The organism is Phycicoccus sp. DTK01 (genome assembly GCF_017312765.1).
GTDB classification, from domain to species: domain Bacteria; phylum Actinomycetota; class Actinomycetes; order Actinomycetales; family Dermatophilaceae; genus Phycicoccus; species Phycicoccus jejuensis.
In genome coordinates, this window is record NZ_BOPU01000001.1 from 83,695 (window position 1) to 102,011 (window position 18,317).

The following is an 18,317-nucleotide window of genomic DNA, read 5'->3' on the forward strand; positions in this document are numbered from 1 at the left end:
CCGGTGAGTGTCGATGCAGGAGCAGTGCCGCCGGTCGAGGTAGCGCCCGGCTCCGTGGTCCGGGTCCGGGACGAGGAGTGGCTCGTCACTGCTGTCAAGCCCACCACGGACGGTCAGCTGCTGACGGTCCACGGACTGTCCGAGCTGGTCCGGGACACGACGGCGACCTTCTACGAGTCGCTCGACCGCATCACGGTGGTGGACCCGGCACGAATGACGGTCGTGGCCGACGACTCTCCGGGCTACCGGCGCAGCCGTCTGTGGCTGGAAGCCACACTGCGCAAGACGGCGTTGCCGGTGGACGACCCGGACCTCTCGGTCTCGAGCCAGGCGCTCGCCGACCCGCTCGGGTATCAGCAAGATGCCGTGCGGCGCGCGCTCGACCCGGCCAACCTCCGGCCACGGGTCCTGCTGGCCGACGCCGTCGGTCTCGGCAAGACCCTCGAGATCGGCATGATCCTCGCCGAGCTCGTCCGACGAGGACGTGGTGAACGCATCCTCGTCGTCAGCCCTCGCCACGTGTTGGAGCAGATGCAGCACGAGCTCTGGACGCGCTTCGCATTGCCGTTCGTCCGTCTCGACTCGGTGGGCATCCAGCGTGTCCGGCAGAAGCTGCCTGCAACGCGCAACCCGTTCACCATGTACCAGCGCGCGATCATCTCGATCGACACCCTGAAGAACGACCGTTATCTCGCGCATCTTCGACACCACCGGTGGGATGCCGTCGTCATCGACGAGTCGCACGGCGTCACGAACTCGCACACCCAGAACAACCGGCTCGCCCGCGTACTGGCCCCGAACACTGACGCCCTGATCCTCGCCAGCGCAACGCCGCACAACGGCCGGAACGAGTCCTTCGCCGAGCTGGTCAGGCTGCTCGAGCCGACGGCGGTCAGGGCCGACGGTGAGCTCGTCGAGAGCGAGGTGCGGCGTCTCGTCGTGCGTCGTCATCGCTACAGTCCCGAGGTTGCCAGCGTCGTGGGGTCGGACTGGGCGGAACGTGCCGAGCCGGTGCACCGACTGGTGCCCGCGTCCCCGAGCGAGGACGCCGTGGCGACCGAGCTGGCCGACGTGTGGCTCCACCCCCGGGAGCGAGGTCCTTACTCGGGTCGGACTGCGCTCTTCCCGTGGACACTGGCGAAGGCATTCCTCTCGTCACCTCCCGCTCTGGCAGAGACCATCGCGCAGCGGATGGGGCGCCTTTCGACGGCGGACCCCGCTCAGTTGCGCGAACGGGAGGCTCTCGACCGGTTGGCCGGACTCGTCGCACAGGCCTCGAGGTCGACGTCCGGAGGCTCGGGGAAGTATGCAGCGCTCCTGGAGCGGCTCTCGGAGATCGGTGTTCGCAAGGGCAGCGCGATGCGCGCCGTGGTCTTCGCGGAGCGCGTCGCCACCCTCCACTGGTTGGCCGACGGCCTCCGTCGCGACCTGGGGGTGGCCGACGATGCCGTGGTCGTCCTCCACGGTGGCCTGTCCGACCAGGACCAGCAGGCGATCGTCGAGAGTTTCAAACAGGAGAGCTCGCCCATCCGCGTGCTCGTGACGGGGGACGTCGCGTCCGAGGGCGTGAACCTGCACCTGCAGTGCCACCACCTCGTCCACTTCGACATTCCCTGGTCCCTCATCCGGATCGAGCAGAGGAACGGTCGCATCGACCGGTACGGGCAGAAGCACGCCCCGCAGATCACGACCCTGCTGCTCGAACCGTCGCACGACACGTTCTCCGGTGACCTGCGCGTGCTCACCCGCCTGCTGGAGAAGGAGCAGGAGGCGCACACCGCTCTGGGCGACGCGGCGTCCCTCATGGGCAAGTACGACGTCGACGCCGAGGAGAAGGAGATCCGCAAGGTTCTCGCGGGGGAGGCAAGTCTCGACGACGTCGTGGCGACACCGGAGCAGGTGACCGCCGACGGTGGTGTCCTCGGTCTGCTGGCCCGGCTCCGGTCCGTACGAGAGTCCGACGATCCGGACGTCGTGTCCGCGGCGTCGGCCCCGGAGCGATCCTCGCTGTACGCCGCCGACGTCGACTACCTCGAGGAGGCGCTGACCCACATCTACACGACCCCCGAAGCGGCCCCCGGGGCGGACGGCAGGTCGGGCGGGGTGTCCTGGCGGCGGCATGCCGCCGAGCACGTGGTCGAGTTCGTTCCGCCCCCGGACCTGAAGAGGCGCCTCGAGGTCCTGCCGCAGGAGTACCTCACCCAGCGACGGGTGATGCAGGGGCTGAAGCTCGCGACGTCCAAGGCGCGCGGAAAGGCCCTGCTCGCCGCGGCCTTGGCCGACGACACCGGGTCGTCCTGGCCGGAGGCGCACTTCCTCGGTCCGCTGCACCCGGTCCTGGACTGGGTGAGTGACCGCGCACTGGCCGCGATGTCGCGCAATGAGATCGCTGCCGTCCGTGGCACCGTCGACCATCCCACGGTGCTCCTGCAGGGAAGTCTGACGAACCGGAGCGGACTCACCGTGTCGTCGCTCTGGATCTCCGTCGTGTTCTTCACCGCGGGCCGGCCGGAGAGCTCCGTCGTCGAGCTCCACGACTCCCCGCAGCGGATGCTCGACGGTGTGGGCGTCGGGACGACCATGGCCAATCCCGGTCCGGTCGCCGACGTGGCGTCGCTGACCGCTCTCGTTCCGCACGCCGTGCGAGAGGCGCGCGCACGCATGGACGGCCAGTTCTCCCTCGCGGCGGACGCCGTGCAGGCGCAGGTCGCGGAGTGGGCGGGACGCATCGACGACTGGACACAGGAGGCCGACGTCCTCGTTCAGCGCAGCGAGGTCGCCCAGCGCCGCGTCGGCGTTCAGGAGGAGAAGGCGCTCGCCGAGGGCCGTTCCCCCGACCGTCGTCTGGTCCGCCCCCTGCTGGTCGTCGTGCCGGCCGAACACCCCGTCGACGATGCCGACATCCACCCGGACGAGAGGTCCCGAGATGCCGATCAGTGACGCTTTCGTCAACGGCGAGAACTGGATCAGCGAGCACTACTTCACCACGGACGCGACGTCGCAGTCCTTCCACGCGAAGGTCCTGGAACGCCGCAAGGAGTGGGACGCAGAAGAGGAGCCGACGAGCCGTGACCGGTTCTCCGGTCAGCGCGCCGAGATCGAGCGGGACCTCGTACGACTGGGCGAGCTCGGCGCAGGGAGCGACCGTGACCGCCTGACGGCCAGGCTGAAAGCTCGCATGGTGTCGCTCCTCGGCTTCCTCACGGGGGAGTACGTCGTCGACTCGGACGGCCCCTTGACGACGGTGTCGACGCAGGGGCTCACCGGGGCGGCGCCGCTGGTCGTCGTCTCGGGGCGAGCCGTCGAGACCGTCGACGACCTCGTCGCCAAGGACGGTCACACCCTCGTCGAGGCGTACGTCGCCCACGACGGTACGGAGTACACGTCCGTTGCTCGGCTCCTGTCCTCCCTGTTCGTGCAGGACGAGGCGCCACGGTTCGCGCTCGTGCTCGCGGGGCCATGGGTGCTCGTCGCCGAGCAGGAGCGGTGGCCCGAGGGCCGCTACCTGGCAGTCGACCTCCGCCTGGTCGTCGAACGCAACGACACGCGGCGCGGTGGGGAGATCGACCGTGCGCTCACCTGTCTGGAGGCGCACTCCCTGGGTCCCGATGACGACGGCGGCATCTGGTGGAGCGGTGTGCTCGACGACTCCGTCAAGCACACCGTCGGTGTCTCGAAGGACCTGAGGGACGGGGTCCGCCTCTCGATCGAGATCATCGCCAACGAGGTCGTGCGACGCCGCGCGTCGCACGGACTCGACCCTCTCGAGGCGGGGGAAGCCCAACCCCTCGCCGTGCAGTCGCTGCGATACCTCTACCGGATCCTGTTCCTGCTCTATGCGGAGGCGTCCCCCGAGCTCGAGGTGCTGCCGGTCGGTGCGACCGAGTACGACCAGGGCTACGGCCTGGACCGACTGCGAGACCTGATCCTCGTCGACCTGCACACCGAGCAGAGCCGGCACGGCACCCACCTGTACGACTCGCTGGCCCGCCTCTTCGCCCTCGTCGACGGGGGCCACGGCGACGGGGGCTCGGACGGCTCCGGGACTCCCGAACGCGCCGACGACCGGCTGGTCTTCAACCCGCTCCGGGCGGACCTCTTCCGCCCCGAGGCCGTGGCGCACATCGACGAAGTGGGACTCGGCAACGAGGCGCTGCAACAGGTGCTGCGGCACCTGCTGCTCAGCAAGGAGACGAAGGGCCGTGACCGTGGCTTCATCTCCTACGTCGAGCTGGGCATCAACCAGCTGGGAGCGGTGTACGAGGGCCTGATGTCGTACACCGGATTCTTCGCGGAGGAGGACCTCTTCGAGGTGGCGAAGGACGGCGACTCCTCCAAGGGGTCGTGGGTCGTGCCGACGACCCGGGCGGACCACCTCGACGCCAAAGACTTCGTGACGGTCGAGGACGAGGTGACGGGGGAGCGGCGTCCTGTCCGCCACCGCGCGGGGACGTTCGTGTTCCGGCTGGCGGGTCGCGAGCGGCAGCAGTCCGCGTCCTACTACACACCGGAGGTCCTGACTCGCTTCACCGTGTCACAGGCGCTCGAGGAACTCCACGACCAGGACGGCCGCACGACCACGGCCGAGGAGATCCTCGGCCTGAGCGTCTGCGAGCCGGCACTGGGTTCGGGGGCGTTCGCGATCGAGGCGGTTCGGCAGCTCGCCGCCGAGTACCTGAAGCGGCGGCAGGACGAGCTCGGTGAGCGCATCGACCCCGACGCCTACCCGGCCGAGCTCCAGAAGGTGAAGGCGCACATCGCCCTCCATCAGGTGCACGGAGTCGACCTCAACGCGACGGCCGTCGAGCTCGCCGAGGTCTCGCTCTGGCTCGACACCATGGTCAAGGGTCTGTCCGCGCCATGGTTCGGTCTGCGGTTGCGCCGCGGAAATTCCCTCGTCGGAGCGCGGCGGGCGACGTACACGCAGAGCCAGCTCAGGGACAGGTCGTGGCTCACGGCGACTCCACAGGACGTGCCGCTCACGGAGCTGGCCGACAACATCGACAAGGGCATCGCGTTCTCAGCGACGTCGAGTCGGATCCACCACTTCCTGTTGCCGGCGCAGGGTTGGGGCTCGGCCACGGAGGTCCCGAAGGACGTCGCGGCTCTGGCGCCCGACGCGGTCGCCGCGCTCAAGGCCTGGCGCAAGTCCACGAGATCGAAGCCGACGGCGAAGCAGATCCAGCAGCTGACGGCGCTCGGTGAGCGCGTCGAGACGCTGTGGCAGTTCGCCCTGAGGCGACTGCGCATCGCCGAGGCCGAGTCGAGTCGGACCATCGGTCTGTGGGGTCGAGAGGCGCCGGACCACGCCGTTGCGGTGACCCGCGAGCAGATTGAGGCTTCTCTGGCCGACGAGAACGGCGCCTACCAGCGGCTCCGCCTCGTGATGGACCTGTGGTGCGCGCTGTGGTTCTGGCCGCTCACCGAGACCGAGACGGAGCCGCCCACACCGGAAGAGTGGATCCGGAGCTGCGAGGCGATCCTCGGCGTGGCTCCCGCGGCGAAGAACCGCTGGATGGACACCTTCTCCGGTGACTCGACGACGTGGGACGGCCTCAACGCCGAAGAGTCGGACGACCTCAATTGGGCGGCCGCTCAGAGTATGAAGTCCATTCGCTCCGTATCGCCCTGGGTGGAGGTCGGTGAGCGGGTGGCAGACCGGCAGGGCTTCTTCCACTGGGAGCTCGACTTCGCCACAGTGTTCGCGCGAGGCGGATTCGACCTGCAAGTCGGAAACCCGCCCTGGGTGCGTCCTGATGTTGACGTGGATTCGCTCCGTGCCGAGTGCGATCCTTGGTGGGGGCTTGCCGTCAAACCTTCGGAGAGGGAGAGGGTTCAGCGAGCGCAGGCCGTTGATTCAGCAATGAGAACGCCAATTCTGGCTTCGACCGCAGACGTCTCTGCTCTCCGGGAGTTCATAACCGACGTAGTCAACTATCCTGTTCTGGATGGCCTCCGCCCCGATCTATACCGGTGCTTCATGTCTTTGGCTTGGCGCAATTCTTCATCCGTTGGAACGGCTGGTCTAATTCATTTGGAGACCCACTTTACAGATGAGCGCGCTGGCAAGCTGCGCAATGCGATTTACCCGCGTTTGCGTCGACACTGGCAGTTCTTCAACGAGCTGAGACTCTTCGAGATTCAGGATCAGAAGTCATTCGGTGTTAATATCTATGGAAGACGTTCAATGGTATCGTTCTTGAACGCTTCCGCACTCTATCATCCAGAGACCGTGATTCGGTCAATGTCGCACGATGGAAGTGGCGAGCAGCCGGGCTTTAAAGATGCGTCCGGAAGGTGGGACGCGCGACCGCACGCCTCGCGCATTATGCGTGTTCGCGAAGACGAGCTCACCGTTTGGCGCGAAGCGCTTGAGAGTTCGGATACGCCTACCCGTGAGACCCGGATGCTGTACACGGTTAACGCGGACGCAAGCGACGCCTTGAAAAGACTGTCCACCGCGTCGCGGATGCGCTCGCTTGGGCTGCAGTTTTCTGGTGGGTGGAATGAGAAGATCGACCGAGCGAAGGGACGCTTTCATTCTGAGTGGGGAATCGCGTCGTGGCAAGATGCCATTCTTCAAGGCCCCCACCTATTTGTAGGTAGGCCTTTATACAAAGCACCAAATGCCAGTCTGCTTCATCAGCAAGATTGGACCCTTACAGATCTTGAGTCGCTTGCTACCGACGCGCTCCCAGTGACGGCATATAAGCCCTCAGGTGAGCGGTCCGTATATGACCGCTTGTATACGCATTGGAAAGATGCGTCCAATCCTGACGTCCTCGTGCCGGCCAGGGACCACTATCGGATCGCGTGGCGTGCGATGGCGGCCAACACGGGCGAACGTACATTTATTCCAGCCATAATTCCGCCTGGTGCGGCCCACGTTATCGGGGTCTATTCGATGGGCTGCCCTCACGGCTCCCTCAATGAGCTGGTTGCGGCGGCGGGCGTTTGCGCGTCTCTCCTTTCTGACTTCAATGTAAGAGCGGCCCCCAAGAGCGCTATCCTCCGAGGAGTCTTTGAGCGTCTGCCTATGGTCTCGCTGGACCATCCATTGATCATGGAACTGCTCATTAGAACGCTGCGTCTTAACTGCTTGACAACTGCTTACGCTGACCTTTGGAATGATTGCTGGGCGGAGGAGATGGCGCGTATTCGGCCGATCCTTGAGGACTGGGGGGGCGAAGGGGTCTCGTCCGAGTGGTCCCGCCAGAGCCCTTTGCGGAAGGCGATAGATCGACGGAATGCCGCGGTAGAGATCGATTCCCTTGTGGCGCTGATGTTAGGGGTGCCAATAGATGAGTTGTGCACCATTTATCGGACGCAGTTCGCGGTCCTGTACGGCTACGACCACCGGGAATACACGTACGACGCAAACGGGAGGCTCGTTCCGAACTCGGTGCTGTCGGTGTGGCGCAAGAAGGGCGACGCCATCAGCGAGGACGAGCGCAAGGCCGTGCATCCCGGCAGTGGGGTCGAGTACACCTACGAGCTGCCGTTCGGGACGCTCGACCGTGAGGCCGACATGCGCACCGCCTATGCGGAGTTCGAGCGGCGCCTGGCCGAGAAGACGAAGGGCGCCTGATGGCGGAGCTGCTGCCGACACTCGTGGCGACCGACGTGCGTGGTGGGCTCGTCGACTACCTGACGACGACGTTCGCCTTGGCCGACCCGGAAGCGGCGCAGGCGCTCGGGACGTTCCTCGACGACCCACACGACGGCATGTTCAAGGGCCCGTACGCCCGTCTGCGGTTGCCCTTCCGACCCGCCGCCGACGACTGGCGCGGGTCGCTGGGGTGGGACCCGGGCCTCGTCCCCTACGGCCACCAGTCCGAGGCGTACCGCCGTCTGACGAGCAACGACCTCGGGCCGGACAAGCCGCGCCCGCTGCCCACGCTCGTCACAACGGGCACCGGTTCGGGAAAAACCGAGGCCTTCCTCCACCCGATCCTCGACCACTGCGTCCGCGCCAACCGAGAGGGCGTCACCGGAACGAAGGCGATCGTCCTCTACCCGATGAACGCTCTCGCCACGGACCAGGCGGGGCGCCTCACCGCGCTGCTCACGAACAAACCCGAGCTGTCGTCGGTGACGGCCGGCATCTATGTGGGCGAGAGCGACGGAAGCCACCGGACCAAGGTCGGACGGCGCGGGCTGATCAACGACCGCGGCACGATGCGTGAGAACCCTCCGGACATCCTGCTCACGAACTACAAGATGCTCGACCAGCTGCTGCTCCGACAGCAGGACCAGGGCATCTGGGCCAAGAGCGCGACCTCGCTCACTTACCTGGTGCTCGACGAGTTCCACACCTACGACGGTGCCCAGGGCACCGACGTGGCCATGTTGCTCCGGCGACTCGGGCTGGCGCTCAAGAGTCACTGGTCCGACACGGATCCGAAGATGAGCACGGACGACCGCACCCGGCCTCTGGGGCGGCTGACGCCGGTGGCTACTTCGGCCACCCTCGGCGGCGGCGGGGACCCCGGATCGATGCTCCGGTTCGCCGAGACCGTCTTCGGTGAGGCCTTTCCCCGTGACGCCGTCGTCACCGAGTCTCGGCTCGACCTCGACGACTGGGTGGGCGACGCCGTGTCGTCCCTCGAGTCCGAGGGTCTGACGGCCCTTCCCTTGCGTTCACTGCTCTCGGGCGAGATCGCGGTCCTCGCCGAGGACTGCCGGCAGGCGCGGGACGACATCGAGCGACTGACGGCAACGGTGCTCTCGGCGCTGGTCCGATCCGTCGGTGGTGGTCCTGCGGGCGCGGCCCGGACCGGTCTCGGCGACCTCGGCGACGCAGGGCGCCTCCTCGTGCTCGTCAAGGCGCTGCCCGACGTGCGGGCTCTCGCAGCCCGCGGAGGCGACGCCGCGTCGATGTCGGATCTCGTGGTCGGGCTGTTCCCCACCTCGACGCTCTCCGACGACGCCGACCGCAGCACGGTCGTCGATGCGCTCCTCGCCGTGCTCAGCCACGTCCGCGCTCTCGCCGGGCGAGGCGCCCTGACCGTCGAGCTGAACCTCTGGGTGCGCGAGCTGACCCGGATCGACCGTGACGCCTCGATGACGACGGCGTTCCGCTGGTCCGACGACGGCGGCAGGGCTTCCGACCTCGACGGTGAGCCAGTACCCCCCAGCTTCCCGGCGATCTACTGCCGACACTGCGGTCGATCCGGCTGGGGCATCGAGCTGGCGGCGACGGGTGACGACCTGCACGCGGACGACGCGAACATCCGACGTCGACACGCTCGCCGGGAGGGGCGCTTCCGCCCCCTGCTCACCGCCCTGGCCGAGGCCGATCGCAGTCTCGGGCACGGGCCCAGCGGCAGACCCGAGGACATCCCCGGCCTGGCCTGGCTGTCCGTTCCCGACCGGACGCTGAGGACCGCTCTCGCCGACCCCGATGCTCCCGACGTGCGCAGTGGCCTCGTGCTGCCTGTGCTCACGCATCGCGGAGCCGATGCCGACGAGCGTGGCAACGACGACACCTGCCCGAGCTGCCTCCAGCGCGACGGCATCAGGTTCCTCGGAAGTGCCATCGCGACCCTGCTCTCGGTCGCGCTCTCCGGCATGTTCGGCGACGCATCCCTGGACCCGCGCGAGAAGAAGGCCCTCGTCTTCACGGACAGCGTGCAGGACGCGGCCCACCGGGCCGGCTTCGTCGAGGCACGCTCGGCCACGCTCACGTTCCGCGCCGTCCTGCGCGACGCCCTGGGCGAGGAGCGGTGCAATCTCGACGAGCTCGCCGAACGCGTCTTCCACCGGGCCGGGGACGATCCGTTCCGCCGGTACCGCATGGTGCCGCCGGACTGCGTGGGCCGTGACGAGTTCGACGCGTGGTGGGACCCCCACTTCCCGGCCGACGAGCGACGAAAGGCCCGCGCGTGGGTCAAGCGCCGCCTGCTCTTCGACGCCGTCTTGGAGTTCGGTTTGCAGTCCGCCGTGGGGCGCACCCTCGAACGGACCGGTGCCGTGGCGGTGATGGTCGAGGCCGGCGCCGCGTCGAAGCTCGAAGCCGTCGGGCGCCGAGCCCTGGCCGAGTCGGCCGACGACACCCTCGACACGCCCCTCGCCGAGACATCGGGTGAGCAGGTCGTCGCCTGGGTGAGGGGCCTCCTCGAGCATGTCCGACGGCAAGGAGGCATCCACCACGAGTGGCTGGCGCGCTACATCGCCTCCGACGGACGCCGACACTTCATCTGGGGTGGGCGCCCCCGGACGCAGGGCATGCCCGCCTTCCCGGCGGGGCGGGCCGCGCCGGCGTTCCCACGGGTCGGCGGAGGGTCGGGCGACCGGCAACCGCTCCTCGATCCGGTCACCTCCGCCCAGAGCTGGTACGCCCTCTGGACCGCCCGGAGCCTGCACGTCAGCGTCCAGCACGGAGCGAAGCTGGCCCGCCTCCTCTTCGACCGACTGGTCGACGCGGACGTGCTGACCGCCATCTCGACCGAGAGCGGGGGCCGGGTCTTCGCCGTGCCCGCGACCTCCGTCGTGGTCGTGCCGCTCGGGGACCAGGAACTCGCGGGTGCGCCCACCCTGCTCGTCTGTGACGTCTGCCGCACCCAGACCAACGGTGCCCCGGAGGTCGTCCGGCAGCTCGAGGGAAGCCGGTGCGACGTCGCTCGGTGTGTAGGGCGAGTTCACGCTGCGGGCCGCGAGGACAACTTCTATCGGCGCCTCTACGCCTCCGGCGACATGCGGCGGATCGTCTCGCGCGAGCACTCCAGCCTCCTCGACGACGAGCTGCGCCTCGAGTACGAGAGGGACTTCAAGGCCGGGAGCGCCGACCCCGGAGCACCCAACGTCCTCGTGGCGACGCCGACGCTGGAGATGGGCATCGACATCGGCGACCTGTCCTCGGTGGTCCTGGCCTCACTTCCCGACACCGTGGCGTCCTACCTCCAGCGTGTCGGTCGGGCAGGACGACTGACGGGGAACGCCCTCAACCTCGCGTTCGTCACGGGTCGGGGGGAGTACCTGCCCCGGCTGGGGGACCCCTTGTCCGTCATCAACGGTGAGGTGCGTCCTCCCGCCACCTACCTCGACGCCGCCGAGATCCTCCGGCGTCAGTACCTCGCGTCCGTGGTCGACGGGCTCGCTCGCGACCCCTCACGTTCGCTGCCGCGCAAGGCCGCAGCAGCGCTGCAGACGGCGGGCGAGGGGTCGTTCCTCGCCGACCTGGTCTCCGACGCGGAGGAGCACGCCGAGGAGCGCCTGACCGACTTCCTGGGCTCGCTCGGGCTCCTCGGAGAGGCGGCCTCGGCATCCCTGGTCCGGTGGGCCACGCCGGACCGGACCGAGGACGGTGAGCCGGACGCCGGCACGTCCGGCCTGGCTGCGACGGTGTACGCGGCGGCCCAGCGGTGGCAGTCGTTCGACTCCGGCCTCGCCTTCCGTCGGCAGGAGATCCTGTCGACGATCCCGGCACTCAAGGCCGCCGCGGAGTCGCCCGCGGCGACGGACGACGACAAGCGTGACTTCCGGTCCGCCCGGGCCACGCTCGTCCTCGTCGAGAAGCAGCACGACCAGCACCGCACCGAACCGTGGATCGCCGCGCTGGAGGAGTACGGCCTCCTGCCGAACTACACCCTGCTCGACGACACCGTGACGCTCGACGTCTCCGTCACCTGGCGTGACCCGGAAACCAACGCCTTCGTGTCCGAACCGCGTTCGTTCGATCGCGCTGCAGCGAACGCCCTGCGCGAGTTCGCGCCCGGGGCGACGTTCTACGCCCGGGGTCTGGAGATGGAGATCGACGGCCTCGACCTCGGCCCGCGGGCGGCCAACGTGCGCCGGTGGGCCTGGTGCGACTGCTGTGGGTACGGAGTCGACCTCGAGCAGTCGGGTCAGGCCGTGTCGACCTGCCCGCGGTGCGGAAGCCTCCAGATCGCCGACGCCGGTCAACGGCTCGACGTCGTCGAGCTGGTGCGCGTCATGAGCGAGGTGCGTCGCGACGAGCACCGCATCGGTGAGTCCCGGGACGAACGGAAGAGAACCCAGTTCGTGCTCGTCCCCGCCCCGGACTTCGACCCGGCGAAGGTGACCAGGCAGTGGACCGCCGCCGAGGGAGGCTTCGGTGTTGCCCACTACGACGGGATGGTCCTCCGCTGGGTCAACGCAGGGCGGGTGGCCGCGGGTGCTGTCATGGCCCGTCGCGTCGCGGGGCAGGGCACTCCCAACACCCTCTTCCGGGTCTGTTCCTCGTGTGGGAAGGCCGACAGCGAGACGAACGCGAACGTCCGCAGCGAGCACCGGCCGTGGTGCCCGCAGCGCACCTCGCCCACGGAGACCGCCCGGTCGGTCGCGTTGACCCGTTCCCTGACGACCCAGGGCCTGGCTCTCACGCTGCCCACGTCCGTCACCCTCGGTGACGTCTTCGCCGTTCCGAGCCTGGCCGCCGCCCTGCTGCTCGGCCTCCGTGAGCGGATGGGTGGAAACCCGGATCACATCTCGGTCGTGACCGTGCCGGCTCCGGTCGCCGAGGGGTCGGCAGGCGAGGTCCGTGACGCATTGCTCCTTCACGACACGGTGCCCGGGGGGACGGGCTACCTCACCGACCTGGCGCAACCGCAAGAGATCTGGAGCGTGCTCGCGACGGCACACCGCGTCGTCGCCGGATGTGAGTGCCGTCTCGAGAATCGGCTGGCCTGTCACCGGTGTCTGTTGCCTTTCTCGCGGGGGCTGGGCGCGGACAAGCTCTCACGCGTCGCGGCCGAGCGACACCTCCGGGCGATGCTGCTCGGTGATGCGGCGGAGGAGGGCGCCGTGGCAGACCCCACGTCACCCGCCTGGGCGGTCACCGAGGGGCCGGTCGTCGCGTCGGGCGAATCCCCGTTGGAGCTGCTCTTCCGGCAGGTGTTCACGGAGCGCATGGTGGCCATCAACGCGACCGTCAAGGAGAAGCCCGGTCCGTCGGGGAACGTCCTGACCGTCACGCTTCCGCACGACGCCAGGGTGTGGAACCTGACTCCCCAGGTGTCGGCCCACGGCTCGAAGCCCGACTTCGTCCTGCGGTCGTCCGACCCGCACATCCCGCCGGTCGCCATCTTCACCGACGGCCACACCTTCCACGCGTCCCCGCAGCACAACGTCGTCGCCGCGGACGCGCAGAAGCGGAACACCCTTCGCGCACACGGCTACGTGGTTCTCGGTCTGACCGACGCCGACCTCGTGCCCGGGAGTCCCAAGGCGCCGGACGTCGGATGGGTGAGCACCCAGGTGACGTCGCAGCTCATGGCGCAGCCGGCGGGCTCGCCCGGAGGTGGCATCAACCAGGACGCCGTCGACGTCCTGCGAGCCGGACCCGTCGCCTTCCTGGTGTCGTGGATCCAGCAGCCACACGACGCGCCGCGCCAGGCGTTGGCGGACGCCGTCTGGATGCTCGTCGGGAGCCAGGTCGGCGTGTCCGAGCTCGGGCACCTGGACGTCGGCATCGGTGAGGCGGCCCGGGCCATGGTCCGCGGTGAGGCGGTGGCCTCCGGGCCCGGGGGGACCCAGGGCATCTGGTGGCAGTCGGGACACGTCGGGGTGCTCACGACCGTGGACACGGAGCACCAGCAGGCGACGGAGACGGCGCTCGTCCTCGACGACCGGCCGGAGGCGGTCGCGCACCCCGCGCACGCGGCCGCGTGGCGACGCTGGTTGCAGCTGTCCAACGCCTTCGCGACCACAGGGCATCCGGTGGTCCTGGTGACGAGCGCCTCGGGTCTGGTCGCCGACAGCGCCGACGGATCGGTCGCCGACCGACGTCGTCAGGAGATGCTCGAGCGGGTCGCGCCCGAGTGGGCAGCCCTCCTCCGGCAGGTCGACGCCGGTGTCGCGACGGATCTGATTGCCGCGTGGTCCGCGGCCGGTGTCCGACCGCCCGTCTACGGTGCGGAGGTGGCGGACGGCATCCCGGTGGACTTCGCCTGGTTGGCCGAACGCGTCGCTGTGCTCTTGGAGGGCGACGACGACACGGTCGCGGATCTCGTCGCAGCCGGGTGGCGGGTCGCCGCCTCGGATGTGAACTCAGTGGTCACGGCGCTCGGCGCCCGACAGGAAGGACGTTGATGTCCGTCATCATCACCAGGTCGGTGAGCCGGCTGGAGCCCGCACTGCGGGCGAAGGCCTTCGCGTTCGTCGAGAAGCTCAACGAGGACCACGCGCTCCCCGGTCTGCACATCGAGCCGATCCAGAACAGCGCCGACGCGCGGGTGCGCACCGGGCGGGTCGACCAGGGCTACCGGGCAGTCCTGTTCCGGCTGACCCGACCCGATGCCGTCGACTACGTCCTGCACGGCATCTGGCCGCACGACGACGCCATCGCCGTGGCGAAGAAGGTGTGCCTGACGGTCAACCCCATCTCCGGAGTGCCGGAGATCATCGAGGCCACGGCCCCTGCTCCGGCGGAAACGCCGGCCCGGGACGAGGTCGCTGCCCCCCGAGCGGCGGACGCCGTCCGGACGCCCGAGGCTCGCCCCCATCTGATCGGGTACGGCGTGGGCGACCTCGTGGAGGGGCTGGGGCTCGACCGAGGATTCGCAGAGCAGGTTCTGGGCGCCCACGACGAAGACGCCCTTCTCGCGGTCGCCGCGGTCGCGCCGGCCGAGTGGCAGGGTCTGGCGGTCCTCGACCTGGCCGGTGGCCTGTCCGTCGACGACATCAAGGATCGGCTGGGACTCGAAGCGCCCGTCGCGAGCGAGTCCGTGTCGGACGAACAGATCGTCGACGCGCTCCAGCGCCCGGCAGGCCGGCTCTCCTTCGCCTGGATCGAGTCGAACGAAGAGCTCGAGAGGGTGGTCGAGGAGGGGGACTTCGGCGATTGGCGGGTGTTCCTCCACCCTGAGCAGCGACGTTTCGTCGACCGCGACTACCGGGGTCCCGCTCGGGTCACCGGAGGTGCCGGGACCGGAAAGACGGTCGTCGTCCTGCACAGGGCAAGAGCGCTGGCGCGTCGCGCACCGATCCCTCGCGTCCTCGTCACGACCTACACGCGCAACCTGGCCGACATGCTCGAGCGTGACCTGGTCAGGCTCGATCCGTCGGTGCCGATGTCGAAGGCCATCGGCAGGTCGGGTGTCATGGTCTCCGGGATCGACGCCTTCGCGGCGCAGGTCGTGCGAGAGGCCCAGGGAGCGATCAGGAACGCGACCGAGGCAGTCCTGGGAGTGGCGACCCTCGACGTCATCGACCGCACGCCGGAGGCCGCCTGGGACGAGGCGGTTGCCCTGGGAGGGCAGGACCTGCCGGAGCCTCTGCGCAACCGGTCGTTCCTCACCGACGAGTACGCCCAGGTCGTCCTGCCCCACGGGATCACCTCGTTGACGCAGTACCTCCGGGTACGGCGTCCCGGGCGCGGGGTCGCCTTGGACCGTGTCAAGCGCACCGCGGTCTGGAACGTGGTCGCTGCCTACCGGGCGAGCGCTCGTGCCCACGGCCGGGTGGACTTCGCGGAAGTGGCCGCTCTGGCGGCCAAGCATCTCGAGCTCGAGGCCCTCGCAGGCCGGGGACGACCGTTCGACCACGTCCTCGTCGACGAGGCCCAGGACCTCTCGACGTCGCACTGGAAGCTGCTACGGGCGGCCGTCGCTCCCGGGCCCAACGACCTGTTCATCTCCGAGGACGCCCATCAGAGGATCTACGGGAACCGCATCACGCTGTCCCACGTCGGCATCGACGTCGTGGGACGTGCGCGCCGCCTGACCCTGAACTACCGCACGACGGCGCAGAACCTGCGCTGGGCCATGTCCGTCCTCGACGGTGGTGACTACTCGGATCTGGCGGGGGAGGCCGAGGACCACACCGGATACCGGTCGGCCCGCAGCGGCCCACCGGTGAGTCTGCGGCGATGTGCCGACCAGGACGAGGAGCTCGACGCGGCGGCAGCCGACCTGAAGCAGTGGATCGACGCGGGCGACCCCGGGGAGACCCTGGCCGTGCTGGTCAAGGACCGTTACCAGCAAGAGCGCGTGGTCAACGGCCTCGCCGAGCGCGGCGTGAAGGCCCAGAGCGTCGGGCAGGGCAACCCCAAGGCCGGTCGGCCTGTCGTCATGACCATGCACCGGTCCAAGGGGACGGAGTTCGGAAAGGTGATTCTGCTGGGTGTCCGCGAAGGGGCTTTTCCGGCAGGGCTGCGCGAGCTGGCCTACGAGGACACCGCACGGACCGACGGCCTCCTGCGTGAACGCTCGCTGCTCTACGTGGCGGCGACGAGAGCCCGGGATCTCCTCGTGGTCTCGTGGTCCGGCAAGGCGAGCCCGCTGGTGTCGGTGCCTGCGTGACGCCTCCGCCTCAGGGCAGGTCCCAGGTGCCGGTCCGCCGGCCCTGCTTGGCGGCGAGCAGTCCCTGGTCCCGGAGCGACTGTGCGGCCCACCGCATGTCGTACTGCCACGTCCAGAAGAGGTCGCCGGATGCCCTGAGCTCCGCTTCGTGCTCGGCCCACAGGTGCTCGGCGACCCGGGGGATGGGCGCACTCCCGCCGAGAGCCGTCACTGCGTCCAGCACCCACTGCTTGAGGTCGTCCTTCGTCGCCATGCGCCGCAGCTTGACAGCTGGAGCACCACTCGACGAAGTTCGCGACCATCGGCGAGTCGGCCGCCGCTCACGACGACGAAGACTGCAATCGTGCGACCACCCGACCGACGGCCTCGTCGACGTCCTCGTGTTCCCAGATCCGCACGGAGCACCATCCTCGCTCCGCCAGGTGCTCGTCGGTCGCCCGGTCCCGGGCGATGTTGCCTTCGATCTTCTGCCGCCACCACTCGGCGTTGTTCTTGGGGTGGGTGCGATGCGCGGGGCAGCCGTGCCAGAAACACCCGTCCACGAAGACCGCGACGCGGTGCTTCGTGAACAGGAGATCGGCTCGTCGCCGCGGCATGCCGGGAAGTGGTGCATCGATCCGGTACCGGTAGCCGAGCGCGTGCAGGGCTCGCCGTAGACGCATCTCGGGATCGGTGTCGCGACGCCGTTGACGCTCCATCCGGCGCCGGACCACCGCGTCCGCGGGGGATGGGCGTGAGGACTGAGACTGACCTGACGACACCGCTTCCACCCTCGCTCGTCGACCGGTCCGGACGAACTAGAGTCTCCTCCATGACGGCGGGTTCGGGGGCAGGGGTGATGACGACACTCGACCTGTTCGCCGGCGCGGGTGGGCTCACAGAGGGCTTCCGGCAGGCGGACCGACGCTTTCGTGTCGAGAGGGCCGTCGAGTGGGACCTGGCAGCAGCCGCGACCTTCGAGGCCAACCACGGTCGGGGTGTCGCCTATCACGGTGGTATCGAGGACTGGCTGAACGAGGAGGCGGTTCCCCAGGTCGACGTCGTCCTCGGCGGCCCCCCGTGCCAGGGTTTTTCGGCCCTCGGGCGTCAGGACCTCTCCGATGAACGCAACTCGCTGTGGCGGAAGTACGCGCAAACCATCCTCCTCGCTCAGCCCAAGTACTTCGTCATGGAGAACGTTCCGCAGTTCCTCGGATCACCCGAGCTCGCAATGTTCGAGGAGGCGACCCGCACGGGATTCCTGCAGGACTACACCTTCGAGACCAGGATCCTCAACGCTGCCGACCACGGAGCGCCGCAGGTGCGCAAGCGAGGAATCGTCATCGGTCGACGTCGAGACATGCATGCCCCCATCTGGCCATTGGCCACCCGGAGCCGGGAGGACTGGCGAACGGTGCGATGGGCGTGGCGCGGCTTGCCTCAAGAGGTGCGCGATTCCGGACTACCGCACCCCGACCTCCACCCGTTTGCCGGAACCGAGCTCCCTGGTCCGTTCCGCGGCCGCGACCTGCACATCACGCGCCAGTACACCGACCTGTCGCTCCGGCGTTTCGCGCACATCAAGCGCGGCGGCAACCGGCACGACCTTCCCGACGAGCTCTCCGCACCGTGCTGGCGTCGGCACACGTCCGGAGCGTCCGACGTCATGGGGCGTCTGCACTGGGACCGACCGTCGGTGACGATCCGCACCGAGTTCTTCAAGCCCGAGAAGGGCCGGTACCTGCACCCGGAGGAGCACCGGGCCATCACCCACCTGGAGGCGGCTCGCATCCAGGGCTTCCCGGACAAGTACAAGTGGGTCGGGACCAAGACCGCGATAGCCCGGCAGATCGGCAACGCGGTCCCCATTGCCCTGGCGTCGGCCTTGGCGCGCAGTATCGCGGCCGCACTCGATCCTTCCCTCACCATTCCGGTGGTGAGAACGCAGGACGAGCCGGTGTCCTCATCGGGCTTTCTTCCACTGGCCTTCCACGGCGACGGGTCGGTCGCCTCGACTGAGATGAATTCAGCACGTGCCTGATTGCTGAACGACGCGCCCACCATCGCTGAGTTCAC

General features: G+C 68.7%; 7 protein-coding genes. 5 read left to right on the forward strand and 2 right to left on the reverse strand.

Annotated features, from left to right (window positions below; genetic code table 11):
- Positions 1-3 precede the first annotated feature (3 nt).
- The 4 genes from J3473_RS00375 to J3473_RS00390 are packed head-to-tail and all read left to right on the forward strand — an operon-like array spanning position 4 to position 16,262.
- Positions 4-2,940, forward strand: coding sequence for a helicase-related protein (locus J3473_RS00375; protein ID WP_207021449.1), 2,937 nt, complete (start codon positions 4-6; stop codon positions 2,938-2,940).
- Positions 2,927-7,588 carry a DNA methyltransferase gene (locus tag J3473_RS00380; protein WP_207021450.1) on the forward strand — a complete coding sequence of 1,554 codons (4,662 nt, stop codon included), beginning with the start codon at positions 2,927-2,929 and terminating at the stop codon, positions 7,586-7,588. Before J3473_RS00375 ends, J3473_RS00380 begins: the two co-directional genes overlap by 14 nt.
- Positions 7,588-14,052, forward strand: a complete 6,465-nt coding sequence (locus J3473_RS00385; protein WP_207021451.1) for a DEAD/DEAH box helicase — start codon at positions 7,588-7,590, stop codon at positions 14,050-14,052. Before J3473_RS00380 ends, J3473_RS00385 begins: the two co-directional genes overlap by 1 nt.
- Positions 14,052-16,262, forward strand: coding sequence for a UvrD-helicase domain-containing protein (locus J3473_RS00390; RefSeq protein WP_207021452.1), 2,211 nt, complete (start codon positions 14,052-14,054; stop codon positions 16,260-16,262). Before J3473_RS00385 ends, J3473_RS00390 begins: the two co-directional genes overlap by 1 nt.
- Before the next feature lie 10 nt (positions 16,263-16,272).
- Here the strand turns inward: J3473_RS00390 and J3473_RS00395 are convergent, their stop codons facing one another.
- Both J3473_RS00395 and J3473_RS00400 read right to left on the reverse strand, forming a co-directional pair.
- Entirely contained in the window at positions 16,273-16,515 is a 243-nt protein-coding gene (locus tag J3473_RS00395) for a hypothetical protein (protein ID WP_207021453.1), read from the reverse strand.
- 67 nt (positions 16,516-16,582) lie between these two features.
- On the reverse strand, positions 16,583-17,032 hold the full coding sequence (locus J3473_RS00400; protein ID WP_306790168.1) for a very short patch repair endonuclease: 450 nt from the start codon (positions 17,030-17,032) through the stop codon (positions 16,583-16,585).
- Between the two features lie 41 nt (positions 17,033-17,073).
- Between J3473_RS00400 and J3473_RS00405 the strand changes: the two genes are divergently transcribed.
- Complete coding sequence (locus J3473_RS00405; protein WP_207021455.1) at positions 17,074-18,282, forward strand: DNA cytosine methyltransferase; 1,209 nt, start codon at positions 17,074-17,076, stop codon at positions 18,280-18,282.
- Positions 18,283-18,317 lie beyond the last annotated feature (35 nt).